Origin of the sequence: Holdemania massiliensis, from assembly GCF_022440805.1 — a bacterium.
Classification (GTDB): domain Bacteria; phylum Bacillota_I; class Bacilli_A; order Erysipelotrichales; family Erysipelotrichaceae; genus Holdemania; species Holdemania massiliensis_A.
This window is the reverse complement of sequence record NZ_JAKNTK010000001.1, coordinates 2,730,288-2,754,099: the sequence shown is the minus strand read 5'-3', so window position 1 is coordinate 2,754,099 and position 23,812 is coordinate 2,730,288. Positions and strand designations below refer to the sequence as shown.

Sequence of the window (23,812 nt, the reverse complement as noted above, 5' to 3'; positions counted from 1 at the left end):
TGGATTTCAATCAGTCTTTTCGATAGAACATAGTAAAGCGGGGGATAAAAGATGAAACGGCGGAATAAAGGTTTTACATTGATTGAATTGATCGTCGTTGTGGCGATTTTAGTGCTGCTGATGTTGATGTTAGTGCCGAGGTTGACTGGATTTACGAAAACGGCTTCTGTGACAGTATGTAATGCCAATGTAGCGAACGCTTATAAAATTATGGTTATGGAGTATTCCTTAGGGAAAAAGCCATTTACAGAGGGCTCTGCTAGAGAGGCAATAAAGGAAAACTTAGGAGATTCAGAAAAACTTTGTCCTCTAGGCGGAGAGATTATTGTCGATGTTCCTGCAGATAGTAGTAAATTTACAATTTATTGCAAAGAACATGGTCAATCAGATCAACAGAAATTAGCCAACTATTCTGGTGATGTTTTGAAATTGGCTGTTAGTAAATACTATAATAATAAAACAGGACAGTTGGATTCGACTGGACCTAATTTTGGAGTGAATTTTAAAAAGGAGATTGCAGAGCTATATAATTTGGATGTAAATAACTTTGATTTCGCTGTCACTGATAATGGATCGAGTGGTTATTCTGTCTATATCTTTGATGGAATATCGAATTTGGAGGTTAATGCAGAAATAACAGGTGTTGTTTATACATTTGATAAAAGTCAACAACCAACTGGAAATTCTGCAGGAACAACATTCAAAGGGAAAATCAATACAAAGAATGTTGATGGAACACAGATAAAGTATCTTGATACGAAAACAGTAACATACTAATTTATTCCATTTGAAACAAGACATCAAAGTTTCAGAAAAAGATTGCATTTCAATCGAATTGTGATATAGTAAAAACATCGAGGTGTACATTATGTTAAAAAATGGCTGTAAAACAATTGAACATCCGAGTTCTTCTTACTTTTATTTTACCTTTAGATAGAGGGCTGGTTCGCTTTGGACATTAGCCCGTTTTGATTTGAAATCAGGCTATATCTGAAGGGAATGCGAAATGAAATGCTGAACCGTACAGGATATGCCTGTACGGTTTTTTTGTGGATTGTGTGAGAGGGGAGAAAAGAAATATGATGAAAAAAATCACGGTCAATCTCAAAGACAAAAGCTATCCGATTTTGATTCAGCGGGGATTACTGAATCAGATAGGACAGGTTCTCGATGGTCAGCGCAAGGTGATGATCATTACCGATGAAGGTGTTCCGGAGGAATATGCTCAGCGCGTGCTGGCTCAGTGTTCCCAGGGTTATGTTGAACGGGTAATTCAGGGCGAAGGAGCCAAAAGCATGGAGGTTTACCAACAAATTTTGCGGCGGTTGCTGAAAGAACGCTTTTCACGCAAAGATCTGATCGTCGCGTTAGGCGGCGGGGTTATCGGCGATTTATCCGGATTTGTTGCGGCTACCTATATGCGAGGGATCGAGTTTATCAATATCCCAACGACAACGCTTTCCCAGATTGACAGCAGTATCGGCGGCAAAGTCGCAATTAATCTGGATGGAATTAAAAACTGTGTCGGGGCTTTCTGGCAGCCAAAAATGGTGTTAATCGATCCGGATGTGCTTGCCACGTTGCCCAAACGGCATATCAATAACGGTTTGGCTGAAGCCTTAAAAGCGGGATTAATTCGGGATGAATCGTTATTTGAACTGTTTGAAACCGAAAATCCGATGGATCACATTGAAAAGATTTTATATAAATCGCTGATGATGAAAAAGAAGGTCGTCGAGATTGATGAACGTGAGATTGGTGTCCGGCGAATTTTGAATTTCGGCCATACGATTGGTCACGGCATCGAGAGCTATTATCATCTGCAGGATGTTTATCATGGCGAAGCGGTAGCCTTGGGCATGATGAAGATGATCAAGGATGAAGCGGTGCGCGAACGTCTGCATCCGATTTATCAACGTTTAAATCTGAAAGAGGACATTGAATATGACCGTCAACAGGTTTACGATTTCATAACCAAAGATAAGAAGATTGATGGCGGAACACTCACGATTGTCCTGCTTCGTAAGGTAGGCGAGGCGTACTTGAAAGACATTCCGACAGAGAAAATCAAGGAATATCTGTAACAGGTCAAGAATACAGAAATAAGATTGAAGGGCAAAACGAATAAAACAAGGAGATCAAACGATGAAAAGTGCGATTGGACAGTGCATTCAGCTGTCGCTGTTCGGCGAAAGTCATGGTGAAGCGATCGGCGTTGTGATTCAGGGGCTGCCTTCGGGAATCCTGATTGATCAAGCCTGGATGCAAAAACAAATGGAAAAGCGCAAGCCGAAAGGAAAGATATCCACGCAGCGCCAGGAAGCTGATATTCCTGAAATTGTCAGCGGAGTCTTTGAAGGAAAAACAACCGGAACGCCGCTGTGTATTTTGATCCGCAACGAAAATATGCGAAGCAAGGACTATTCTAAAATGCGGGATATTCCGCGGCCTTCCCATGCTGATTACACCGCGCAGGTAAAATATCAGGGATTTCAGGATTATCGCGGCGGCGGTCATTTTTCCGGACGGATTACCGCACCGTTAGTCGCGGCCGGAGCGATTTTCCTGCAGATGCTCAAATCCAAGGGAATTGAAGTCGGAACGCATGTCAGCCAGATGCAGGAAATCATAGATGAGCCGCTGGCTGATGATGAGATCGTGCTGCGAAAACAGCTACTGGCTTTGGAGGATCAATATCTGGCCTGCATCCAGGATTCCGTACGGGATGCAATCCAGAAAAGAATTGAAGAAGCGCAGGCTCAGGGCGATTCGATGGGCGGTATTTTGGAAAGTGCCGTTGTCGGAATGCCGGCCGGCGTAGGGGAACCTTTCTTTGATTCGGTCGAAAGCAAGCTTGCACATTTGCTTTTCAGCATCGGAGCTGTGAAAGGCGTAGAATTTGGCGATGGTTTTGACTTCGCGGCGAAAACCGGCAGCGAAGCCAACGATGGCTTTGCGATCAAGGACGGACAGCTTCAGACGCTGACCAATCACAACGGCGGAATTAACGGTGGAATTACCAACGGCATGCCGCTGCGGATCCGGACGGTCGTGAAGCCGACGCCTTCCATCTATAAACCGCAGTCCAGCGTTAATCTGAAAACTGGGGAAGCCGTGACGCTGCAGATCGAGGGCCGGCATGATCCGGCGATCCTGCATCGGGCAAGAGTCGTTGTTGACAGTATGATTGCCTTGGGGTTGGTGGATCTGTTGACAGAACGCTTCGGGATTCTGTGGTGGAAAGGGGAAGACGCATGCGGCGGGGATTGATCGGTGAACATTTAGGTCACAGCTATTCCAAACGGATTCACGAAGCTCTGGGCGGTTATGCCTACGAGCTGACTGAAGTCAGTCCTCAGCAATTGGACGCTTTGATGAAAGCGAAAGAATTTGCGGCGCTGAATGTCACGATTCCCTATAAGCAGATGGTCATCCCCTATCTGGATGAACTCGATGAACGAGCACGCCGGATCGGCGCGGTCAATACGATCGTCAATGATCATGGCCGCCTGATCGGTAAAAACACCGATTATTATGGATGCCGGTTCATGCTGGAACAGGCGGGAATTGAGATTCGCGATAAGAAAGTCATTTTGTTGGGCAACGGCGGGGCTGCCCAGGCCGTTTATGCGGTATTGGAGGATTTGGGGGCTTCATCCATCATCAAGGTGAAGCGGAATCCATCAGCGCAGACCTTGACCTATGAAGAAGCTTATCGACAGCACAGCGACACTCAGGTGATCGTCAACACCAGCCCGGTAGGAATGTTTCCAGATCAGGAAGGGATTCCGATAGAACTGGATCACTTTCCGCAGTTGGAAAGCGTGGCGGATGTTATCTATAATCCGCATCGCACCCGTCTGATTGTCGAGGCGCAGAAGCGCGGATGCAAAACTGCGACTGGGTTGAGCATGCTGACAGCGCAGGCGGCGGAAGCCATCCGGGCATTTACCGGCAAAGCCGTCAGTTCGGAAGCGATCCTGAAAATGACGGCGGATTTAGCCAGAGAAAAGATGAATCTTGTTTTGATCGGTATGCCGGGCTGCGGCAAGAGTACGATTGCCAGGAAACTGGCGGAGCTCAGCAGCCGTCCGCTTGTCGATATTGATCAGCGGATTGTTGAGCGGATCGGCATGCCGATTCGGGCGTTTTTCGATCAGGAAGGCGAAGCCGCTTTCCGCCAGATTGAGGCTGAGATCCTGGCTGAGGTGACGCTGCAGAGTGGACAGATTATCGCCACCGGCGGCGGGATCGTCAAAGATTGGGAAAATGTTCGGCGGCTGCGCCAAAGCGGCAAGGTGTATTTCTTGGATCGCAGCCTGGATCAGCTGGAAACCGATCCAAGCCGGCCATTAAGCTCCAGCCGTGAAGCACTGCGTCAGTTATACGATCAGCGGATTGAGCTGTATCGGAGTGCTTGTGATCAACAGATTGACAACAACGGAAGCATTGAACAGACAGCACAGGAATGCTGGCGCTGCTGGCAGACCGAGAACGACGGCTTTATTGATGAGAATACAAATTCAATAGGGGGAATGAAAAAATGATTATCACATTAAAAAAGAACACACCGCAGCCGGAAATTGACCGACTGATCAAAAACTTTGAAAAACAAGGCGTTCAGGTCAACATGATTTCCGGCGCCAATTACAATGTTTTTGGTTTAGTCGGTGATACGGCGAAACTGGATGAACGTCGGATCATGGCGAATGAATGGGTGGAAGAGGTTACGCGCATTGCCGCCCCATATAAACTGGCTAACCGGATGTTCCATCCGGAAGACTCCGTTATTAACGTCAGCGGCGTAAAGGTCGGCGGTCATGAAAAGATCGTGGTGATCGGCGGTCCTTGCTCGGTTGAAGGTGAAACGATGATCTGCGATATCGCCCAAGAGGTCAAAGATGCCGGCGGTGTGATGCTGCGGGGCGGGGCATACAAGCCAAGAACCTCCCCATATGCGTTTCAGGGCATGGGCACCGAAGGTGTTCTGGCGATGGTCAAAGCCCGGGAAAAGACCGGTCTGCCGATTGTCAGCGAATTGATGAGTGCGGATAAGATTGATGAATTTGTCGAGCATGTCGATCTGATTCAGGTTGGGGCGCGCAACATGCAGAACTTCGATCTGTTAAAAGCATTGGGGAAAGTCGATAAGCCAGTGCTGTTAAAACGAGGACTGGCGAACACGATTGAGGAATGGATCATGGCGGCGGAATACATCATGGCTGGCGGCAATAAGAATGTGATCCTGTGCGAACGCGGGATCCGGACCTTTGAGAAATACACCCGCAATACGCTGGATCTGAGCGTTGTACCGATCATCAAGGAACGGACGCATCTGCCGATCATCATCGACCCATCGCATGCGACCGGGGACTGGAAGCTAGTCGAAGCGATGTCGCTGGCAGCGATTGCGGCGGGCGCTGACGGTTTGATCATCGAAGTCCATTCCTGTCCGGAATGCGCGTGGAGCGATGGGGCACAGTCATTGAAGCCGGCGAAGTTTGCTTCGCTGATTGAAAAAGGCCGCGCGATTGCTCAGGTGGTAGGGAGATCGCTGTAATGCAGGCAACGATGACTCCGGGTATTTGCACTCAGCCGACCGTTTCAATTCCCCCAAGCAAATCGATGGCGCATCGAGCGATCATCTGCGCGGCTTTGGCTCAGGGGGAAAGCTTGATCCATCATGTTGATTATTCCGATGACATCTTGACGACGATTGACGGTATGCGCAAACTGGGCGCCCGAATTGAACAGGATGGCAGCGATGTGCGGGTTTGGGGAATTCCGGATTTTCATCAGTTAAAGACCGATGAAATTTTCTGTAAGGAATCCGGCTCAACCCTGCGCTTCTTCATTCCGATCTTTTCGCTGACTGGCCAGCGTGTGCGCTTTACCGGTCAGAATCGCCTGCTCAAGCGTCCCCAGACCGTCTATGAACAATTGTTTCAGGCTCAGGGACTGGTTTATTCGCATACGGAAGAACGAATCGAAATTGAAGGAGCACTCAAACCAGGAGAGTTTACGCTGCGCGGCGACATCAGTTCGCAGTTTATTTCCGGCTTGTTGTTTGCCTTAGTCTGCTGCGGCGAAGATTCCCGGCTGCATATCGAACCGCCGTTTGAATCACGCTCTTATGTGGAGCTGACATTGCAGATGCTTGAGGATTTTGGTGTTCATGCTTATTTTGAAGATGAACTGACGCTGCGGATTCCCGGCGGTCAGCGTTATCGCGCCTGTGAAACGACGGTGGAATCGGATTATTCCCAGCTTGGCTTTTACGCGGCGCTGGGGTGCATTAATCATGAAATTCGCTGCCTAGGACTGCGGCCGGATTCCCGCCAGGGCGATCGGCAGATTCTGGATATCGTTCGGGCCATGGGCGGTAACGTGGAAGTGAATGAAAAAGAAATTATTTTCCGTCCTGCGGCGTTAAAAGGTTCGGTCATCGATATGCAGAACTGTCCGGATCTCGGCCCGATTTTGATGGTCTTGGCCAGTTTTGCCCAGGGTGAAACAAAAATGATCAATGCGGCTCGCCTGCGCTATAAAGAAAGTGATAGAATAGAAGCGATGGAAATCGAGCTCCGTAAAGTCGGCGTCCGGATTCATTCCACAGAAAGTGAAGTCTGGATCGAAGGACCTACACCTTGGCAGGGCGGCGTTACTGTCAGCGGCCATCAGGATCATCGCATCGTTATGGCACTGGCCATTGGTGCAACAATGGCAGTGGGGCCGATTACGATTGAAGGCGCACAGGCCATTGCCAAATCGTATCCTGGATTTTTTGCGGATTTACGGTCTCTGGGTATTGAAATAAAGGAGAATTAACAACATGCAGGAGGAATCGCATTTTCTGATCATCGGTTTAGGTCTTTTGGGCGGCAGCTACGCTCAGGGATTAAAGCGCAAAGGCTATCACGTCAGCGCTCTGGATATCAATCCTGAAAGCATTGCTTATGCCTTAGAACAAGGCTGGATTGATGAGGGCGCCGTGGGTTTTGATGAAAAACTCGTAGCTCAGGCGGACAGCATCGTGTTTGGCCTGTATCCGCAGGCGCTTTTGGAATGGATTGATCAACATCAGGACAGCTTTGCCCCCAACACCCGCATCACGGATGTGACCGGCGTCAAGGAACAAATTGTCACTCAGGTTCAGCAAAAGCTGCGTCCGGATGTGGAATTTATTGCCAGTCATCCGATGGCTGGCCGGGAGGTCAGCGGGGTTCAGTATGCCGACTGCTCCATTTTTGAACCGGCGAACTTCATTATTACTCCTACTGCGGCGAATACCGAAGCTGGAATTGCCTGGGTTAGGTCATTGGCTGAAGCTCTGAATTTTCGGAATATCGCTGTGCTCAGTCCCGCGGAACATGATAAGATGATCGGTTTTCTCAGTCAGCTGACGCATGTCATCGCTGTGACCCTAATGAACACCAGTGACAACACGCATCTGGTTGACTATACCGGTGATTCTTTCCGGGATTTGACACGGATTGCCAAGATTAACGAATCGTTATGGACTGAGTTGTTTTTGATGAACAAGCAGAATCTGGTTCGAGAAATTGATGAATTTGCCGCCGAGTTGGCGCATTTCCGGACTGTTCTGGAAAATGAAGAGACAGAAGAGATGAAGCGGCTGTTCCGTCAATCGACACAGCGGCGAAAATGTTTTGACAAGTGAGGAAAAGAAAATGAAATTTTTAGTTGTCAACGGTCCGAATATCAATATGACCGGAATCCGCGAACAAGGCGTTTACGGCGCACGGAATTATGCCGAGATCACAGCAATGATCCAAGCGGAAGCCAAGCGGCGTGAAATCGAGATTGAAGTCGTTCAAAGCAATATCGAAGGTGAGATGATCAACGCCATTCAGCGGTGTTACTTTGAGAACATGGATGGTCTGATTATCAATCCGGGAGCTTATACGCATACCAGCTATGCCCTCCATGACGCAATCAAAAGTATTGCGCCGATTCCTGCGGTTGAAGTCCATTTTTCCAATGTTCATGCCCGTGAGCGTTTCCGGCATGAATCCAAAACGGCGCCGGCTTGTCTTGGACAGCTGTGCGGCTTTGGTGATTATGGTTATGTCATGGCGATGGATGCTTTAATTCAGCATCTCAGCTCAAAACATTGAAACAGCTTCGGCTGTTTTTATTTTCTTCGGCTGTTCATCCAGATGGACATCGCTTATAATGGAAAGAACAAGTAAAGGTGATTTTCCAGTCTTGTTTTTTAGGCAGCAAACAAGAAAAAGGGGGCTTGGCAATGAACGCGGATTTACATATTCATTCCTGGTATTCAGATGGTTCGATGACCATTGATGAAATTCTGAATCAGGCACAATTAAATCAAGTTGGACTGATTGCGGTGACGGATCATAACCAGCTTTCAGGTAGCCGAGAATGTCTGCGGAAATGTGAAGCCTGGAAGATTCAATGTCTGTCGGGCGTGGAGTTGGACGCCCAGCAGCTGGGGATTAATTTTCATATTTTGGGGTACGGAATGGATTTAGAGGACGGCCAGTTGAATGAATTTGTGGAAACGAATTGTGGTCGTTTGGAACGTGTCAATGAGCTGTTAATTGAAAAAATGGAACAGGCGGGCGAAGCGGTAAGCATGAAGGAATACCAACAATTTTCTTATGATCGACAATTAGGCGGGTGGAAGGCTTTGCATTATTTCGCGGCCAAAGGAATCGTTGCGAACTACAGGCAGGGATTCTCGGTTTATGCTCGATATCATCATGATTACAGCTGCGCCGGTTTTCCTTCGGTTAGTGAAGTCGTTCGGCAGATTCACGCAGCGAAAGGGAAGGCAATCCTGGCACATCCGGGAAAAGTGATTCCTTCGTCGGCTTTGCTGGAAATTTTGCCAACGATCATGGAGACGGGATTAGATGGAATTGAGTGCTGGTATCCCTCCCATGATCGTTTTGTGACACAAACCTGTTTAAAGTATTGTCAAGATCGAGGATTAATGATCACGTCTGGCGCCGACTGCCACGGCATCTTTGAAAAGACAACCATCGGCCAGATGGCAGTTCCAATATCGCAGTTAGAATTAAAAGATCTGATATAACTAAAATTGTTGGGCTGGTCAGAAGTTCGGAAACAGACAGAAGTAAAACTTTTTGCGTACTTACCGCTGCCTTGTATTTCTGTGCAAAAATTGTTCGTGTTTATCAGCTCAGCGATGAAAAAAGTCTTGCAAATATTTTAAATCGGACTATAATATAAAAGGTATCGGGATGTAGCACAGCTTGGTAGTGCACTTCGTTCGGGACGAAGGGGTCGCAGGTTCAAATCCTGTCATCCCGACCATTTAAAAATAACGGCATGAAGGCCGTTTTTTTGTGTTCTGAAGCGGGGATGACGGATTTAACTAGCGAAATCATCCTCACCTAAAGTTGGTTTGATTCCCCTTCGTCCGATTCAACATATTCCAGGAATATTCGATCTTCAAAACGTCCGCGGGAATTCGCTTTTTGTTTTTTGACGGTTTGGATCTCGTCTTCATTCAAGGCAAAATGCCGGATAACCGCATCTACGACTTCGCTTAAATCGGCCAGTTCCTCAGTCAGTGCCTTGCGGTCTTCGGCATTCTGAACTTCCATCTCAACGAGTTTAGCTTTGAGGGCTGTGCAATACGCTGAGGACGTTAAGGTGCGGGTTTGACAGTGTCGGTGCTCAGCCCGAATGATGTCGGGAATGCGGTCGCGAACCAGTTTATTATGGTGAATCTGCATGGTATTCACACTCCATTTCTGTCTTTATTGTAGCATAGTTTATCGAGGTCAAGTCAGATAATAAACTCCATAATCTGATCCTGAAATGTTGAAAACTGGGCTTCAATAGCGGGTGGGGTACAATCTGGAAATGGCAATTTCAAGCTTTTATGTTATAATGTCAGCGATCTCGATGTAGGAATTATAAAAAAGAAAGAAAGGAACTGAATATGAAAATAGGAGTTGTATCTTTAGGCTGCTGCAAGAATTTGGTTGACAGCGAGCGCATGATGGGGCTGCTGCGGCAGTCCGGTCATGAAATTGTTCATAATGTTCATGAGGCGGAAGCGATTATCGTGAATACCTGCGGCTTTATTGAACCCGCTAAGGAGGAAGCGATCAACACGATTCTGGAAATGGCAGAATATAAAAATGAAAACTGCCGGAAGCTGATTGTTGCCGGATGTCTGGCACAGCGCTACAAAGCAGATCTGCAGGCGGAAATGCCGGAAGTTGATTATTTCCTGACGATCAGCGAATATCCGAAGATGGGACAGATTTTAACGCAGGTTTTAGGCGAAAAAGTGCTGGATGGGTATGGCAAGAATACTCGATTAGTTTCGACCAAGCCATGGACAGCTTATCTGAAAATTGCCGAAGGCTGCGATAATCGCTGTTCATATTGCGCTATTCCGGGAATTCGTGGCGGATACGTTTCTTTCCCGATTGAAGATCTGGTTGCGGAAGCAAAACAGCTGGCGTCCGAGGGGGTAAAAGAACTCGTCGTAATCGCTCAGGACACCTCCCGCTACGGCACTGATTGTTACGGCCGGCGGCGGATTTGGGATCTGTTGACGGAACTGAATGCGATTGAAGGACTGCATTGGATTCGTGTTCTTTACTTGTATCCTGATGAAATTGATGATGAATTTGTTACAGGCATAAAGGATCTGAAGAAAGTGATTCCTTATTTCGATATTCCAGTTCAGCATGGCAGCGATAAAATGCTGCAGCTGATGAATCGCCGCGGCAGCGTGGAAAGTATTCTGAGGACGGTGAAACTGATTCGGGAGAATTATGAAATGCCAGTCCTGCGGACAACGATGATCGTTGGTTTCCCACAGGAAACAGAAGAAGACTTCCAGAAAATGATTGATTTTATTCAGGAAGTTCGTTGGGATCGTTTGGGTGCTTTCACTTTCTCCAATGAGGAGGATACTCCAGCATATACCATGGAAGGTCAGATTTCCCAGGAAATCATGGATGAACGATTGGAACGGTTAATGACAGTTCAAAATCAGATTGCGCAGGAAAATGGTGAAGCGTTGATTGGCAAGACACTGGAAGTTCTGATTGAGAACCAGGATGGACTAACGGGCTATTACCATGGCCGCGGCATCCACAGTGCGCCTGACGGAATTGACGGACTGATCAAGTTTAAAAGCTCCCGCAGCTATCAGCCGGGGACCTTTGCCTGGGTTAAAGTAACGAAGGCCCGGCATCATGATTTAATTGGCGTTGATGCCTGTGATGCTGAAGAAGTGACAGCTTAGCCGAAATATCAAAACGAAATTATAGACAACACCACTCTGTCTGATTTACAGACGGAGTTTTTTTACTTTGGGGGAATTGAGTTGAAATGAGGAATCTATTAAAAGTAGATACGCGCGTTGGGAAACCTTAAAAGTCAGCCAGTATGTCAAAGGAAAGAAGATGGAAAAGAAGAAAAATAAGAATTGACAAAGACAGAAGAGGATCCTATAATTCATTTAGATAAACATCTAATTGATGGAGATCAGAAAGGAAAAATAAAATGAACAAAGCAGTTAAAAAAGGATTGATCGGGTTAATGTTGATGGCAGTTGTTCTGGGCGGATGTCAAAAAGCGTCGGAGCCTACACAGACCGACGAACCAGGAACGGAGGTTACGGATAAAGTGACAGGCAGCCGCGAAGAAATTGCAAAAGCGTATGTAGAAACCTTGGGAGCCGGCGATTTTGAAAAGCTGTTAAAAGGTTTTGCCTACGATGAACAAATGCAGAAAGCTGCGGCTCAGCTGCAGGCTTCTCTGGAACCTTCATTGAAACAACTGGGGGCGCTGAAAGAAATTCAGACAGCCAATGAGATCGAACAGGGTGCCTACAAGATTGTTCAGGTCCCGGTTCTTTTTGAAAATCAGAATTTAAGTGTTAATGTCGTCTTTGACGATCAGGATCAAATCGCAGGCGTTAATTTCTCGGAATATGTTGAACCAAGTGATGTTGCGGCCCTGACATTACCGGAAGGCGCGAGTGAACAGGAATTGACAATCACGATGCGGGATGGAAAGGATCTGCCGGCGACGCTGACATTGCCCAACAAGGAACAGCCGGTTCCGGTCATCATTCTGGTTCACGGTTCCGGGCCGAATGACCGCAATGAAACAATTTACGGCAATACCGTTTTTAAGGATATCGCTTATCGTCTGGCTGAACAGGGGATTGCAACCCTTCGTTATGACAAGCGTACCTATGTTTATGGCGCAGATTGTGCCGCTGATATACAGCTGACGGTTGATCAGGAAACAGTCCAGGATGCCGTGGATATTGTTGAATTCATGGCCGGGCAGCCAGAAGTGGATTCCGCTGCAATCTATGTCTTGGGTCATAGTTTAGGTGGGTTATGCATTCCCCGCGTCGCCGCGGAAACACCGCAGGCTGCCGGTTATATTATGATGGCTGCACCGGTAACGGATTTAGCCTCATTAATGCGATTTCAATATGCTCATTTAGCTCAGTTTATGAATACAGATCAGGAAAAAGCAGCGGTTGATGCAGCCTTGGCTGAGCTGGATAAGCTGAATCAGCTGGATCAGTTAGCTGATGACGAATTAGTCGCAGGAGCTTATCCGGCTTATTGGAAAGATCTGCTTGCTTATGATCCGGTTAAAACGGCAGAAGCGATAACGAAACCAGTTCTGGTACTGCAGGGAGAAGAAGATTATCAGGTTCCGCTGCAGGAATATGAAACATGGAAGGCCACTTATGGCGAACGATCAAATTGGACTTTCCACAGCTATCCGGGGTTATCTCATTTGATGATGCCGGGTGACTTTGATGCGAATCCGAATACTTACTATATGCAGAAGGCGGTTGTGGATGAGCGGGTGATCAAGGACATTGCAGCTTTCATTACGACCGAGTCGACACATTAATCATGCGAGAATCGGCCTGTTTATAAATAAGGTTAAATCAATATCAGGTTTGAAAATAAGCGAAACCAGTTTTAAAAACCAAGATGCCGATCAGGTCAGAATTGAAATTTGCGAGTGAGGACAAAAGTTTGAGTTACAAACGGCAGCGTTGCAGGATTATATAAAATTCTGAAAGACAGAAACTCGCGATCTAGACAGACTGAAAGAAACTGGAAATCAATCCGGAAAAAATCAAAAAAAGAGCTGTATTTTCATTTAGGAGCAGCGGAAATCACGTTGCCTCCGTTTGAAAGAAAAACAGCTTTTTTTATTGGAAAAATGGTAAAGGAGATGTGAAAATTCAGGACATTGTGGATGATTTGAGTGAAAAAATGCAAACGGTTGACTACATTGATAAGTTCGTTCAAACAAAGCTTGATCAACACTAAACTGATGGATGTCTGAAATCCTGTTATGAAGGATTAAAACTGAGCAGTGAATGAATGATTGATTATGTATGGAAAAATTGGTTTGTTTATTGGACTTCCAGCGCCGCACTGAAAAACCTGACTTTTCGATGCGGTCTTTAGTTGTAACCCCTTGCAGCTTTCGCTATAATTAAATCTAAGGAGGACCTAGAGTATGAAAACATATTTAGGAATTGATTTAGGGGGAACGAATGTCCGCGTTGCCAAAGTTACGCGTGATGGAATTGTTTTGGCAGAAGTCAAACGTCCGTCGCTGGCTCAGGAGGGACCGCGGAAGGTCATGGACAACATGATGGAAATGATCCGGGAAATTCCGGGGTATACTGAATGTGAGGGGATTGGCGTCGGGGTGCCGGGGCCGGTGGATACAATCAACGGAAAAATGCTGATGGCGACCAACCTGCCGGGTTTTGAACAATATCCTATTGCGGCGGAATTGACGCAGAACTTCAATATGCCGGCTTATGTTGACAACGATGCCAATGTTGCCGGACTAGCGGAAGCGTTAGTCGGGGCTGGAAAGGGCTTGCCGGTCGTCTATTATGTCACGATTTCGACCGGTATCGGCGGCGCCTTAATCGTCGATGGCAAAGTTGTCAGCGGCAAGCATGGTCACGCAGGTGAAATCGCCAATATTATCATTGACCGCAACCGCGAAAAGATCAATCATTTGAATATCGGCGCTGTGGAAAATGAAGCCAGCGGAGTGGCGATTACCCGTAAGGGTAAAGCGCTGTTCGGGGATCAGATCCGGCATGCCGGGGATGTGTTTGATCTGGCAAAACAAGGCAATCCGCAGGCGCAGTCGATTGTGGATAATATGGCCTATGATTTGGCTGTGATGTTTTCAGTCATCGCGCATATTGCGGATCCGTGGATGTTTGTGATCGGCGGCGGCATGATGCAGTCCAAAGACGTATTTATGGATAAAGTTGTTGCGAATTTCAAGAATCTTGTGCATGTCCCGATGCGGGATACGCTCTTTGAAACAGCCAAGCTGGAAGAACCGGGAATTATCGGTGCGGCAATGCTGCCAATCTCTCACGGAAACTAACAGAACAGAAAGAAGGAATAACCTTGATTTCAGAAAAATGTCTGCGCCAGTATGCTGAACTGGCTGTCCGCTTGGGCGTTCATGTCCAGAAAGGACAGCTGCTGGTGATTAAAGCGCAGGTGGATTCAGCGCCGTTTGTCCGGCTGTGTGTTGAAGAAGGCTATCGCGCAGGTGCAGGCGAAGTGGTGGTGCTGTGGCAGGATGATCAGCTCACAAAGCTCGATTATGATTACGCGGATACCGCGGTGCTTCAGCGTGTGCCGGATTGGCTTGTGGCGCGGGAACAGGAATTTGTTGACCGCGGCTACTGCATTTTGAACATTGACTCCAGCATTCCTGGAATAATGAAAGACGTCGATCAACAAAAGGTGCAGCAGGTTGTTGCGGCGCGGCGCAAAGCCTTGGAGAAGTTCCAAAATTACACGATGGCTAATGAAGGTCAGTGGTCGATCATCGCGATCCCGAATCCGGAATGGGCGCTGAAAGTCTTTCCGGACGAAACGCCGGAAGCGGCCGTGGAAAAACTGTGGAACGCCATTCTGGCTTCCGTGCGCATCCAAAAGGATCAGGATCCGATCGCTCTATGGGAAAAACATAACCAGGAGCTGTCCGCTCACAACGACTGGCTGAATCGTCAGCAGTTTGCTTCCCTGCATTTTAAAAACCAAAAGGGAACCGATCTGGTTGTGGAGTTGGCGGAAGGTCATATCTGGGAAGGCGGCTGTGAAAAATCCCAGCATGGTGTTGTCTTTAATCCCAATATGCCGACTGAAGAAAATTTTACAATGCCAAAAAGAACGGGCGTTCAAGGCCGCGTTCAGGCAACCAAGCCGCTGAGCTATCAGGGCAAGCTGATTCAGAACTTCTGGATTGAATTTGAACAGGGCAAAGCTGTGCGCTGGCATGCGGAGGAAGAAGAAGCCGCTTTGGCCAGCCTGATTGAATTTGATGAAGGCAGCGCTTATCTTGGTGAAGTCGCGCTGATCGATGTAGATACCCCAATCTCCCAGTCTGGAATTTTGTTCTATAATACCTTATTTGATGAAAATGCCAGCTGTCATCTCGCTTTGGGCCGGGCATATCCGATGAATATGGAAGGCTCACAGGACATGAGTGAAGAAGAAATGAAGGCCAAAGGCTGTAATTTCTCAATGGTCCATGTGGATTTCATGTTCGGCAGCGACGATATGCAGATCACGGGTGTTCATGCGGATGGAACGGAAGTTGTTTTCTTCAAAGACGGAAAGTTCTGCATTGAAGCCTAAACCAGCACAGAAAGAACAAAGGCGCGAAGAAGCGCCTTTTTTTGCCGGGAAAAAGGATCAGGGATATCCCTTTTCACGATAGCCGTGATATACTTGAAAGGATGAGGTGGATGTATGAAGAAAGCATTAGCAGAAATTATAAAATTTAATGAAGAACGCGATTGGGATCAATTTCACAGTCCGGAAAATCTGGCCAAGTCAATTGCGATTGAAGTGGGTGAACTGTTGGAATGTTTCCAATGGAATGCCGAGTTTGATCAGCAAAAGGTTTGTGAGGAACTGGCAGACGTGATGAACTATTGCCTGCTGATGAGCGCAAAGCTGGGTGTGGATGCCGAAACGATTATTTTGCAGAAGTTGGAAAAGAACCGTGAAAAATACCCGGTGGAGAAAGCCAGAGGAAAAAGCACAAAATACGATCAGCTATAGGAGGAATTTTGAATGGTCAGAATAAAAGTCAGTGTGAATTTTGAATGTTTCTTCTGGACGTTTCATGCTTGACGATACTGCTGACAAAAACTTTTCTTGGATTGCCTGATGGGGAATGATATAATCAAAAAGGTGATTATTCATGGTTCATATTTCAGATTGTAAAAAATTTAAGCGATGTCCGAAATATTTCTGGCTGTCAAAAAAAGAACCGACACCACCCTTTTCTCCTTTTGTGAGAATGGATGAAGATCTGACCGGTTTGGCCTGCCAGAAATTAAAAATTAACGAACATTTTCGCGGTATTCGCGGTGATGATCCTTCCCTTGCGATGGCGGCTCTCAATCAACAGGAGTGGCTGGTTTCAGCACGTTTTGAATACAATCAGCTGCGCGTTAAAATTCCATTTCTGCATCACGGAAGCGCGGGGTGGGAGGTCTATTTTCTTTACGGCGGTCATCTGCCGAAAGAAGATGAAGCGTTCAGCTATATGCTAAACAACTGGGTGTTGGAGAAGCTGGGCATTTCTATCGTTCAGTTTTATATCATTCATCTCAATCCTGATTATATTCGAGGCAAAGAATTAGATCCGCAAGCCCTTTTTTTGATTTCTGATCGCTTTTACAATGATTCAGGGAACCCTGCTCGAAAAGTCGCCGACGCCATTGAAAAGCAAAAAACCGAGGTTCAGCTTCTTCTTGATCAAATGGATCAGCTGTTGGATCAGGGGGAACCGGACTCGGTAAAAACCAATCGCTGTACCCGACGCAATAAATGCGTTTATTATGAGCGCTGTTTCGCAGCGGAAAAAGAGCTGGAGGCGGATTCAATTCTGACCCTGGTTTCATCTCAATATAAAAATCAGATGGCGGCGGAAGGTCGATTAAAACTGCAGGATGCGGATTATGATCGCTTAGAAGGCACCCGCCAGCAGTTCGCCCAGATCAAGGCTGCTCAAAACGGCGGCTGTTACCTTGATTACTTTGGTTTGAAGACCTGGTTTGACGGTACTTTGGAATATCCGTACTGTTTCCTGGATTTTGAATGGGAAACGTATGCTGTGCCGCCCTATGAAGGAATGCGCAGCTATCAGGTGTTGCCATTTCAGTATTCTCTGCATATTTTAGAAGCGGACGGGACTTTGATTCATCGGGAATTTATCGGCGTCCATGACTGTCGGAGAGACTTTGTTGAAAAATTGTTAAACGATCTGCCGTCCAGAGGCAGCGTGATCGCTTATAATGCCGAAGGAGCGGAGAAGATCCGGCTGCAGGAGCTGGCTGCTCGTTTTCCGGATCGGGCAAAGCCCTTGATGAAAATCCATGCCCGTATGGTTGATTTAGCTTTTCCGTTTCAGGCCGGCCTGTTTTACGATACGCGGATGCGCGGCTACTATTCATTAAAGACCCTGCTGCCGTTATTTGATGAGAATTTAACCTATCAGAAGCTGGATATTCATCAGGGGATGGACGCCGTGGTTCAATGGCGCAATCTGGATCAGAACAACACGGAAACCGACCATCAGGCTATTCGTGATCACTTGCTGCAATACTGTGGACTGGATACTTATTCCATGCTTATTGTTATGGAAGGATTGAAAAAGAAACTGATTGAATGGGAAGCCAAGCATCAGTTAAAGGAAGCAGCATCCGCTGCTTGAAAGGGGAAAAAAATGAGAATTTTTGATTTGCATGCCGATATCGGCTGGGACATCCTGCGCAAGCACGAACAGGGAAAAATGCACGTATTGAAAGAGGAGCATCTGCCCAAGTTACTGCAGGGTGAAGTTCTTGGCGTAGGCATTGCCAGTTATTTTGAAGGATCAGAAGACTGGGAGCGAATGCAGAAAATGGTCTTAGCCACCCGTCAGGAAATTGAAGAAAATTTGGATGCCGTTACGTGGGTAAAATCCAAAGCGGATCTGGAAGAAACCGGAAAACCGCATGTTGTGATGACTGTAGAAGGCATGTGCGGAATCCGGGATCAGGCTGAGGAAAAAATTCAATGGCTGTATGATCAGGGAGTTCGCATTGCTTCCTTGTGCTGGAATGATGAAAATGCGCTGGCCACCGGCGTAAAGGGGACTGTGACGCGCGGATTAACCGAAGAAGGCCGCAAAGCTGTCCGAAAGATGGATGAATTGGGAATGATCCTGGATGTATCACATACAAATGAAAAAACGTTCTGGGATATGGTTGAGATTGTGCGCGGTCCTCTGATCGCCACTCATTCCAATACCCGTGTGCTCTGCGAAGTGCACCGCAACCTGACTGATCAGCAGATCATGGCGATTGCCGCCAAGGGTGGTGTGATCGGTTTGAATGCAGCGAAGAATTTCATTGATGCCAATCCTGAAAATCAGGATGCGCTGCATCTGGCTGCCCATGGCCGTCATATTGCGGATTTAGTCGGAGTGGAGCATGTTGCAGTCGGATTTGATTTTATGGATTTCTTTGAAGATCATGCGACATCCATGGGCAGCGATCTTGCCAGTGCCGTTCAGGCGCAGAATCTGATCAAGGGTCTGAAAACGCAGGGCTTCTCAGAAATGGAGTGCCAAGCGATTGGCTATGATAATGTCTTAAAGCTTCTGCGCCAAGTTTTAAAATCATAAATGTAAGAAAAAGGGGCTGATTTACAGAAATCAGCCCTTACGCTTTCAGTATAACACGAAAGTAGAGACGTTTAAAGACTGATTTTTTTCTTTGGAACAGCTTATACTAAAAGTACATCAAAGGAGGAATTATCCATGAAATTTGAGATTGTCGGAAAAAATGTCAGCATCACGGAAGGAATGAGGCAGAAAATTGAAAAGAAATTATCTTTCTTAGACAAATATCTGTTAATTGATCCGGAAACAAGAGCCCGTGTTGTTGTACGCACTTATCCTCTCACACAGAAAATTGAAGTCACGATCCCTACCAAAGTAGGAATCTTGAGAACAGAAGTTGAACATGAAGATTTATATGCGGCTATTGATCTGGCGATTGATAAGTTAGAAGATCAGGTTCGCCGCCAGAAAACACGCTTATCCCGCCGCCATCGTGAAAAACTGGCGCTCAGCTTTGTTGAACAGGACAATGTAAAGCTGGATCAAGGAGATATCGCTGTCAGAACTAAAACAGTCAAAGCTCAGCGTATGGATCTGGAAGAAGCAATTATGCGAATGGAGATGCTGGGACATTCCTTCTTTATCTACACGGATGAAGAAACGGACGGAATTGCGGTCGTCTACAAACGTAACAGCGGAGGTTATGGCCTCTTGGAGACGGAAGACGAATAATTGAATTTCAAGGAACGGTTAACGCCGTTCTTTTTTTTCGTGTGACTGAACTGTCACTTTATCATTTGGATAGCAGTCATTTTAAAGTCTGGTTTTGAGAGTATAATAAGATTCTAATTTGAAGGGGTATAAAGCATATGGGAATGGTTATTGGAATTTCGATTATCGGTGTGCCGATCTCTTGTTTAGCTGCCTGGTTTTTCACGCGCAGATATCGCAGGCGTACTGATCGTACAAAAATTCGTAAACTGATGGTTTGGGGACTAGTCGCTTATGGGCTTTTGGTATTTTTTGCAACCGTGGGTCTTGACCTTATCATGTTTGGACCTTATGCGTTTCTTCCACCTGTATATCTTGTTAATTTTATTCCGTTTGTTTGGATACAGGAAACCTATCAAATGGGATTTGCGCGAATGATCGAGCAATTATTATTGAATATTGCAATGTTTGTTCCCCTAGGCTTTTTCATCCCCGTATGCTTACCTCAATGCCGCAAAGCAGGAATCTGCCTAATGAGTCTTGCAGGAAGTTCTTTATTTATAGAAGTTTTGCAGTATTTCATTGGCCGTTCTGCAGATATTGATGATTTGATTATGAATGTGGCAGGAGGTATGTTAGGCTGGCTGATATTTAAAGCATTACAAAACACGAAATGGGGAAAGGAAGTTCTATTAAAAGATAATACAGATTCATTTTGATTCAAGAGGTGTGATTCTAATTGTGCTGCCTATGTCATTTACGGAGGTTTATATAACTAAGCTAGATTTATCATTTTTAAATATTTAATCAACGTGTTGAAATACAAACAGAAAAAGAGGATGATCAGTCCTCTTTTTCTGTATATTTTATCCTTGTAGTGTGAGCGATGCGACATTCTTATCCAAAACCGCAGCAGGGTTTTTGTGATTTCAATCCACGCTGACCGCCTGTGAGCGATGCACTTGATTAAACTGGTTTTTCCACCAATCCATGGCAAATTTCAATCCATGCATCACTCGTGAGCGATGCGACCAACGGCAACAGAGCGCATGACGATAGGCAAAATAATTTCAATCCACGCACCGCCTGTGAGCGATGCGACTCAGCTCGTTTTCCGTTAAAATAGATTTCTATAATATTTCAATCCACGCACCGCCTGTGAGCGATGCGACCCGACAGGCTTAACTGAGTTAACTACTGACGGGATTTCAATCCACGCACCGCCTGTGAGCGATGCGACAACATAGCCTTTAATATCATCTTCTGTCATGTTATTTCAATCCACGCACCGCCTGTGAGCTATGCGACCAGAAATTTCTTGATTTTGTTAAGAATATAACAATTTCAATCCACGCACCGCCTGTGAGCGATGCGACAGCGAATAAGAAACTAATTGATATTTAGGTGATTCTTATCTTACTTCTATAATAGCGAATAACCATTTTACTTGCAACTCTTTCCTCATTTTTCACATATTTCTGGTGCGAACCTCCCAGGGATTCTATGTTTACCTTAGGTTCGCACTAGAAATCTCTGATCTATTATTCGGAACTATCTGAAATGAACTTTCACAGACCAGGTGGGCAAAACGACAAAAAATGCTCAGCTCTTTTTCTATCATAGAACGTAGAGAAAGGAGAAAAGCGTGAACAGTTATGTGGAAGTAACCGTAATATTGGGAACGATTTTGAACGGTTCTGTATGGTTGAGTTCAGCTTGGCTTTGCCGCCGGCCAGTACGGTTGAAAAAGCTGTTGATACTGAGTCCTCTGGCTCCCCTAACGGCCTGTATGTGCTGGTTTGAGGGAGCGATCTGGATTTGTGCCATTATAGAATTGATCAGCGTTTTAGCCATTTTTTCATTCGGCTTACAGGCCTCCGTCTTTGCCTTGGGTATGCGTTTTCTGCTGGAATTTGGATTGATGAAATTGTGGCAGGGATCCCTTGTTCATTTTCAACTATTTTTACCCGCTTCTTGCTGGCAATGGCTGGTGGCGGCCGGCATCTTACTGCTTTGGGATTTCATGATTCAGCGGAAAATCGGTCAAGGATTGTCAGAAACGGCTTTTTTATATCCGGTCACGTTACGGGCAGGGGATTGTGAATTAGCTTTATCCGGCTACTTAGATTCCGGCAACAGTGCTGTGATCGAAGGCCGGCCGCTTATTTTCTGCACGCATGAAATCCAATGTCGGCTGGCAACGAAGCCGGTTCGTGTACTTCCTATTCAAACCATTGCCGGTGTTCGTGAGGTGGCGGCCATTCCGGCTTCACTGCAGATTCAGGGTGGTTGTTCGCAGCCGGTCTGGCTGGCCTTCAGTGAAACACTGAACGACTGCGGTTATGATGCTCTGCTTAACGTCACGCTGTTTACAGGTCAAGGATAGAAATGAAACGTTGGTTATTGAAGTTAAAGATTTTTCTGTTCGGAAAGCGAAGCCGTCTGGTCTATTTTATTCAAGGTAATGACGTCCTGCCGCATCCGCTAGCCCGCGATGAGGAGGAAGCGGCACTGATTGCTTTGGAGAATGGTGATCAGCAGGCCCGGGATACACTGATTGAGCATAATCTGCGCTTAGTTGTTTATATTGCCAAACGCTATGAGACGAATCCGATTTTTATGGAGGATCTGATCAGCATCGGGACGATCGGTCTGATCAAAGCCGTGAACACATTCAAACGGGATAAGAATATAAAATTAGTGACGTATGCTTCGCGCTGCATTGAAAATGAAATTCTGATGTTTTTGCGCAAGAAAAGCCGTCGAAAAACAGAGATTTCATTTGATGAACCGCTGAATGTCGATTATGACGGTAATGAACTGTTGTTATCCGATATTCTTGGAACAGAAGGCGATATCGTCGCAGAAAGCTTTTATGCGGAAGAAGATAAACGGCAGCTGTTGAAAGCCATGAGCAAATTGAAAGACAATGAGCGGATGATTCTGGAAATGCGGTATGGCATTAACCATGAAGAATTAACGCAGAAGGACATCGCGGATCAGTTAGGCATATCCCAATCGTATATCTCAAGGTTAGAAAAACGAATCATTCAAAAGCTTAGAAATCAATTGATCAAACAGGAATAAAGCGCGGATAAACCTTGACAGAGTCTGAAAGAAAAGGCTACAATGGACACGACGGGGGTGGCATCATGAGTCGTGTTCGCGAAACAGTCAATGGTTTGCTGGTTGAAGTATTTAACCATATTTTATTTATTGAAGAACAGTATATGAAACATCAGGGTGTCACGCTTTCAATGACGGAAGTTCATATTTTAGAAAATGTTGAGAAAAGTGAAACCAAGACATTAGGTGACGTTGCCCGACTGCAAATGGTGACCCCAGGGACTTTGAGCGTCGCCGTGAATTCGCTGGTCCGCAAAGGGTATATCATAAAATGCAAGGATTTGCAGGACAAGCGGGTAGTCAGACTGCTGCTGTCCGGCAAGGCCAATGAAGTGCTGCGGATTCATCATCAATTCCATGAAGAAATGGTGGACAGCTGCATTGCCGATCTGGATCTGGAAAAAGAAGAAGTGATGATCGAAAGTCTGGAAAAGATTTTGAATTATTTCCGTTCAGAATTGGAAAAAAATGAAAAGCCGAAGCGGCGCACATCTGGGAAAGCCAAATCGAAAACGCAAGCCCCAGTTTAAATCCAATCACTGTGCATTTAAAGATTCTCAATTAAGACCTGCTGCAAAGCGGGTCTTTTCTTTCAGTTGACATTCATTTCCGCCCTGTTACAATGAGATTATCAAGATAGGGAGAAGCGAGGGAAGAAACATGGGATTACCAATCATTACAGTGAGCCGGCAATATGGTTCAGCCGGGCGCGATGTTGCACGTCAAGTAGCGGAAACGCTGCAGATTCCGTATTATGACAAAGAAGTAATTTCGATGACCGCAGAGAAGACGGGGTTTTCTGAAGAGGTTGTCAAAAATGAGGAAATGAAGCGTTCTGTGCTAAGCAATCCGCTGTTCAGTTTGACGCAGATGATTGACGTTCAGGTATTCATGACCCAATCCGAGATCATTCAGCAGCTGGCGGTGCAGCCTTGTGTCATTGTCGGGCGGTGCGCTGATTATGTTCTGCACGGACAAAACATCTGCAGCGTCTTCATTAACGCACCGCTGCCGGATCGAATTCAGCGGGTAAAAACATTTTATAATCGCAAGGAACGGGATATCCGAGCATTGATCCTGCGGACGGATAAAGAGCGCAAAGCGTATTATGAGTATTACACGGATAAAAAATGGGGCGACAGTGAATCCTATGATCTGATGATCAACAGTTCCATCGGTTTGGATCTGGCCAAAGACCTGATTGTACTGGCCGCGAAAAACTGGAAGGGTTAAGAAATAAAGATCAATATAAAAATGTCCTGGTATTTTTCAGCTAAAGTCTAAAAGC

The 23,812-nt window shown here is 46.1% G+C and carries 23 protein-coding genes and 1 tRNA gene; 23 read left to right on the top strand and 1 reads right to left on the bottom strand.

Translation table 11 applies throughout. The features are described 5' to 3' along the window. Window positions 1-51 precede the first annotated feature (51 nt). From MCG46_RS12700 to MCG46_RS12655, 10 genes are all read left to right on the top strand, one after another. On the top strand, window positions 52-777 hold the full coding sequence (locus MCG46_RS12700) for a type II secretion system protein (RefSeq protein ID WP_240280333.1): 726 nt from the start codon (window positions 52-54) through the stop codon (window positions 775-777). A 302-nt stretch (window positions 778-1,079) separates the two neighbouring features. After that, on the top strand, window positions 1,080-2,084 hold the full coding sequence (aroB, locus tag MCG46_RS12695; protein WP_240280332.1) for a 3-dehydroquinate synthase: 1,005 nt from the start codon (window positions 1,080-1,082) through the stop codon (window positions 2,082-2,084). Window positions 2,085-2,145: 61 nt separating this feature from the next. Then, the gene (gene aroC, locus MCG46_RS12690) at window positions 2,146-3,270 is read left to right on the top strand and encodes a chorismate synthase (RefSeq protein ID WP_240280331.1); all 1,125 of its coding nucleotides are present in this window, start codon (window positions 2,146-2,148) and stop codon (window positions 3,268-3,270) included. Further along, the gene (locus MCG46_RS12685) at window positions 3,255-4,547 is read left to right on the top strand and encodes a shikimate kinase (protein ID WP_240280330.1); all 1,293 of its coding nucleotides are present in this window, start codon (window positions 3,255-3,257) and stop codon (window positions 4,545-4,547) included. The genes aroC and MCG46_RS12685 overlap by 16 nt, the downstream gene beginning before the upstream one ends. Then, window positions 4,544-5,560, top strand: coding sequence for a 3-deoxy-7-phosphoheptulonate synthase (gene aroF / locus MCG46_RS12680; protein ID WP_240280329.1), 1,017 nt, complete (start codon window positions 4,544-4,546; stop codon window positions 5,558-5,560). The genes MCG46_RS12685 and aroF overlap by 4 nt, the downstream gene beginning before the upstream one ends. Further along, the gene (gene aroA / locus MCG46_RS12675; protein WP_240280328.1) at window positions 5,560-6,828 is read left to right on the top strand and encodes a 3-phosphoshikimate 1-carboxyvinyltransferase; all 1,269 of its coding nucleotides are present in this window, start codon (window positions 5,560-5,562) and stop codon (window positions 6,826-6,828) included. Before aroF ends, aroA begins: the two co-directional genes overlap by 1 nt. Window positions 6,829-6,832: 4 nt before the next feature. After that, entirely contained in the window at window positions 6,833-7,681 is an 849-nt protein-coding gene (locus tag MCG46_RS12670; RefSeq protein WP_240280327.1) for a prephenate dehydrogenase, read from the top strand. Window positions 7,682-7,691: 10 nt separating this feature from the next. Next, a complete protein-coding gene (gene aroQ / locus MCG46_RS12665; protein ID WP_020224128.1) occupies window positions 7,692-8,138 on the top strand; it encodes a type II 3-dehydroquinate dehydratase in 447 nt (148 codons plus the stop codon). Window positions 8,139-8,269: 131 nt separating this feature from the next. After that, the gene (locus tag MCG46_RS12660) at window positions 8,270-9,082 is read left to right on the top strand and encodes a PHP domain-containing protein (RefSeq protein WP_240280326.1); all 813 of its coding nucleotides are present in this window, start codon (window positions 8,270-8,272) and stop codon (window positions 9,080-9,082) included. A gap of 165 nt (window positions 9,083-9,247) precedes the next feature. Further along, window positions 9,248-9,324 (top strand) — tRNA-Pro (locus tag MCG46_RS12655). Window positions 9,325-9,404: 80 nt separating this feature from the next. On the opposite strand, the gene MCG46_RS12650 is transcribed toward MCG46_RS12655, so the two are convergent. Beyond that, a complete protein-coding gene (locus MCG46_RS12650; protein WP_240280325.1) occupies window positions 9,405-9,749 on the bottom strand; it encodes a nucleoside triphosphate pyrophosphohydrolase in 345 nt (114 codons plus the stop codon). Window positions 9,750-9,958: 209 nt separating this feature from the next. Here MCG46_RS12650 and rimO point away from each other — a divergent pair, with 209 nt between their 5' ends. From rimO to MCG46_RS12585, 13 genes are all read left to right on the top strand, one after another. Next, entirely contained in the window at window positions 9,959-11,281 is a 1,323-nt protein-coding gene (rimO, locus tag MCG46_RS12645) for a 30S ribosomal protein S12 methylthiotransferase RimO (protein WP_240280324.1), read from the top strand. Between the two features lie 260 nt (window positions 11,282-11,541). Further along, complete coding sequence (locus MCG46_RS12640) at window positions 11,542-12,921, top strand: alpha/beta hydrolase (RefSeq protein WP_240280323.1); 1,380 nt, start codon at window positions 11,542-11,544, stop codon at window positions 12,919-12,921. A 621-nt stretch (window positions 12,922-13,542) separates the two neighbouring features. Then, entirely contained in the window at window positions 13,543-14,442 is a 900-nt protein-coding gene (locus MCG46_RS12635) for an ROK family protein (RefSeq protein ID WP_240280322.1), read from the top strand. Window positions 14,443-14,465: 23 nt separating this feature from the next. Continuing rightward, a complete protein-coding gene (locus MCG46_RS12630) occupies window positions 14,466-15,707 on the top strand; it encodes an aminopeptidase (RefSeq protein WP_020224120.1) in 1,242 nt (413 codons plus the stop codon). Window positions 15,708-15,821: 114 nt separating this feature from the next. Continuing rightward, entirely contained in the window at window positions 15,822-16,136 is a 315-nt protein-coding gene (locus MCG46_RS12625) for a nucleotide pyrophosphohydrolase (RefSeq protein ID WP_240280321.1), read from the top strand. Window positions 16,137-16,278: 142 nt separating this feature from the next. Beyond that, window positions 16,279-17,796 carry a DUF2779 domain-containing protein gene (locus MCG46_RS12620; RefSeq protein WP_240280320.1) on the top strand — a complete coding sequence of 506 codons (1,518 nt, stop codon included), beginning with the start codon at window positions 16,279-16,281 and terminating at the stop codon, window positions 17,794-17,796. A 12-nt stretch (window positions 17,797-17,808) separates the two neighbouring features. After that, window positions 17,809-18,750 carry a dipeptidase gene (locus MCG46_RS12615; protein WP_240280319.1) on the top strand — a complete coding sequence of 314 codons (942 nt, stop codon included), beginning with the start codon at window positions 17,809-17,811 and terminating at the stop codon, window positions 18,748-18,750. Window positions 18,751-18,885: 135 nt separating this feature from the next. Beyond that, on the top strand, window positions 18,886-19,419 hold the full coding sequence (hpf, locus tag MCG46_RS12610; protein WP_020224115.1) for a ribosome hibernation-promoting factor, HPF/YfiA family: 534 nt from the start codon (window positions 18,886-18,888) through the stop codon (window positions 19,417-19,419). Between the two features lie 137 nt (window positions 19,420-19,556). Then, complete coding sequence (locus MCG46_RS12605) at window positions 19,557-20,117, top strand: VanZ family protein (protein WP_240280318.1); 561 nt, start codon at window positions 19,557-19,559, stop codon at window positions 20,115-20,117. A gap of 926 nt (window positions 20,118-21,043) precedes the next feature. Then, on the top strand, window positions 21,044-21,784 hold the full coding sequence (locus tag MCG46_RS12600) for a sigma-E processing peptidase SpoIIGA (RefSeq protein ID WP_240280317.1): 741 nt from the start codon (window positions 21,044-21,046) through the stop codon (window positions 21,782-21,784). A gap of 2 nt (window positions 21,785-21,786) precedes the next feature. Then, window positions 21,787-22,485: an RNA polymerase sporulation sigma factor SigK gene (sigK, locus tag MCG46_RS12595; RefSeq protein ID WP_020224112.1), complete on the top strand. Its 699-nt coding sequence runs from the start codon at window positions 21,787-21,789 to the stop codon at window positions 22,483-22,485. A gap of 65 nt (window positions 22,486-22,550) precedes the next feature. Next, complete coding sequence (locus MCG46_RS12590) at window positions 22,551-23,054, top strand: MarR family winged helix-turn-helix transcriptional regulator (RefSeq protein WP_240280316.1); 504 nt, start codon at window positions 22,551-22,553, stop codon at window positions 23,052-23,054. Between the two features lie 130 nt (window positions 23,055-23,184). After that, entirely contained in the window at window positions 23,185-23,757 is a 573-nt protein-coding gene (locus MCG46_RS12585) for an AAA family ATPase (RefSeq protein ID WP_020224110.1), read from the top strand. Window positions 23,758-23,812: the final 55 nt, after the last annotated feature.

What these genes read in the sequence shown, in the direction of transcription:
- MCG46_RS12685 (WP_240280330.1), top strand. Translation starts at nt 3,255, where the DNA reads ATGCGGCGGGGATTGATCGGTGAACATTTAGGTCACAGCTATTCCAAA.
- hpf (WP_020224115.1), top strand. Translation starts at nt 18,886, where the DNA reads ATGAAATTTGAGATTGTCGGAAAAAATGTCAGCATCACGGAAGGAATG.
- MCG46_RS12650 (WP_240280325.1), bottom strand. Translation starts at nt 9,749, where the DNA reads ATGCAGATTCACCATAATAAACTGGTTCGCGACCGCATTCCCGACATC.
- rimO (WP_240280324.1), top strand. Translation starts at nt 9,959, where the DNA reads ATGAAAATAGGAGTTGTATCTTTAGGCTGCTGCAAGAATTTGGTTGAC.
- MCG46_RS12590 (WP_240280316.1), top strand. Translation starts at nt 22,551, where the DNA reads ATGAGTCGTGTTCGCGAAACAGTCAATGGTTTGCTGGTTGAAGTATTT.
- MCG46_RS12660 (WP_240280326.1), top strand. Translation starts at nt 8,270, where the DNA reads ATGAACGCGGATTTACATATTCATTCCTGGTATTCAGATGGTTCGATG.
- MCG46_RS12620 (WP_240280320.1), top strand. Translation starts at nt 16,279, where the DNA reads ATGGTTCATATTTCAGATTGTAAAAAATTTAAGCGATGTCCGAAATAT.
- aroB (WP_240280332.1), top strand. Translation starts at nt 1,080, where the DNA reads ATGATGAAAAAAATCACGGTCAATCTCAAAGACAAAAGCTATCCGATT.
- MCG46_RS12615 (WP_240280319.1), top strand. Translation starts at nt 17,809, where the DNA reads ATGAGAATTTTTGATTTGCATGCCGATATCGGCTGGGACATCCTGCGC.
- MCG46_RS12640 (WP_240280323.1), top strand. Translation starts at nt 11,542, where the DNA reads ATGAACAAAGCAGTTAAAAAAGGATTGATCGGGTTAATGTTGATGGCA.
- aroA (WP_240280328.1), top strand. Translation starts at nt 5,560, where the DNA reads ATGCAGGCAACGATGACTCCGGGTATTTGCACTCAGCCGACCGTTTCA.
- aroF (WP_240280329.1), top strand. Translation starts at nt 4,544, where the DNA reads ATGATTATCACATTAAAAAAGAACACACCGCAGCCGGAAATTGACCGA.
- sigK (WP_020224112.1), top strand. Translation starts at nt 21,787, where the DNA reads ATGAAACGTTGGTTATTGAAGTTAAAGATTTTTCTGTTCGGAAAGCGA.
- MCG46_RS12635 (WP_240280322.1), top strand. Translation starts at nt 13,543, where the DNA reads ATGAAAACATATTTAGGAATTGATTTAGGGGGAACGAATGTCCGCGTT.
- MCG46_RS12625 (WP_240280321.1), top strand. Translation starts at nt 15,822, where the DNA reads ATGAAGAAAGCATTAGCAGAAATTATAAAATTTAATGAAGAACGCGAT.
- MCG46_RS12670 (WP_240280327.1), top strand. Translation starts at nt 6,833, where the DNA reads ATGCAGGAGGAATCGCATTTTCTGATCATCGGTTTAGGTCTTTTGGGC.
- aroC (WP_240280331.1), top strand. Translation starts at nt 2,146, where the DNA reads ATGAAAAGTGCGATTGGACAGTGCATTCAGCTGTCGCTGTTCGGCGAA.
- MCG46_RS12605 (WP_240280318.1), top strand. Translation starts at nt 19,557, where the DNA reads ATGGGAATGGTTATTGGAATTTCGATTATCGGTGTGCCGATCTCTTGT.
- MCG46_RS12585 (WP_020224110.1), top strand. Translation starts at nt 23,185, where the DNA reads ATGGGATTACCAATCATTACAGTGAGCCGGCAATATGGTTCAGCCGGG.
- aroQ (WP_020224128.1), top strand. Translation starts at nt 7,692, where the DNA reads ATGAAATTTTTAGTTGTCAACGGTCCGAATATCAATATGACCGGAATC.
- MCG46_RS12700 (WP_240280333.1), top strand. Translation starts at nt 52, where the DNA reads ATGAAACGGCGGAATAAAGGTTTTACATTGATTGAATTGATCGTCGTT.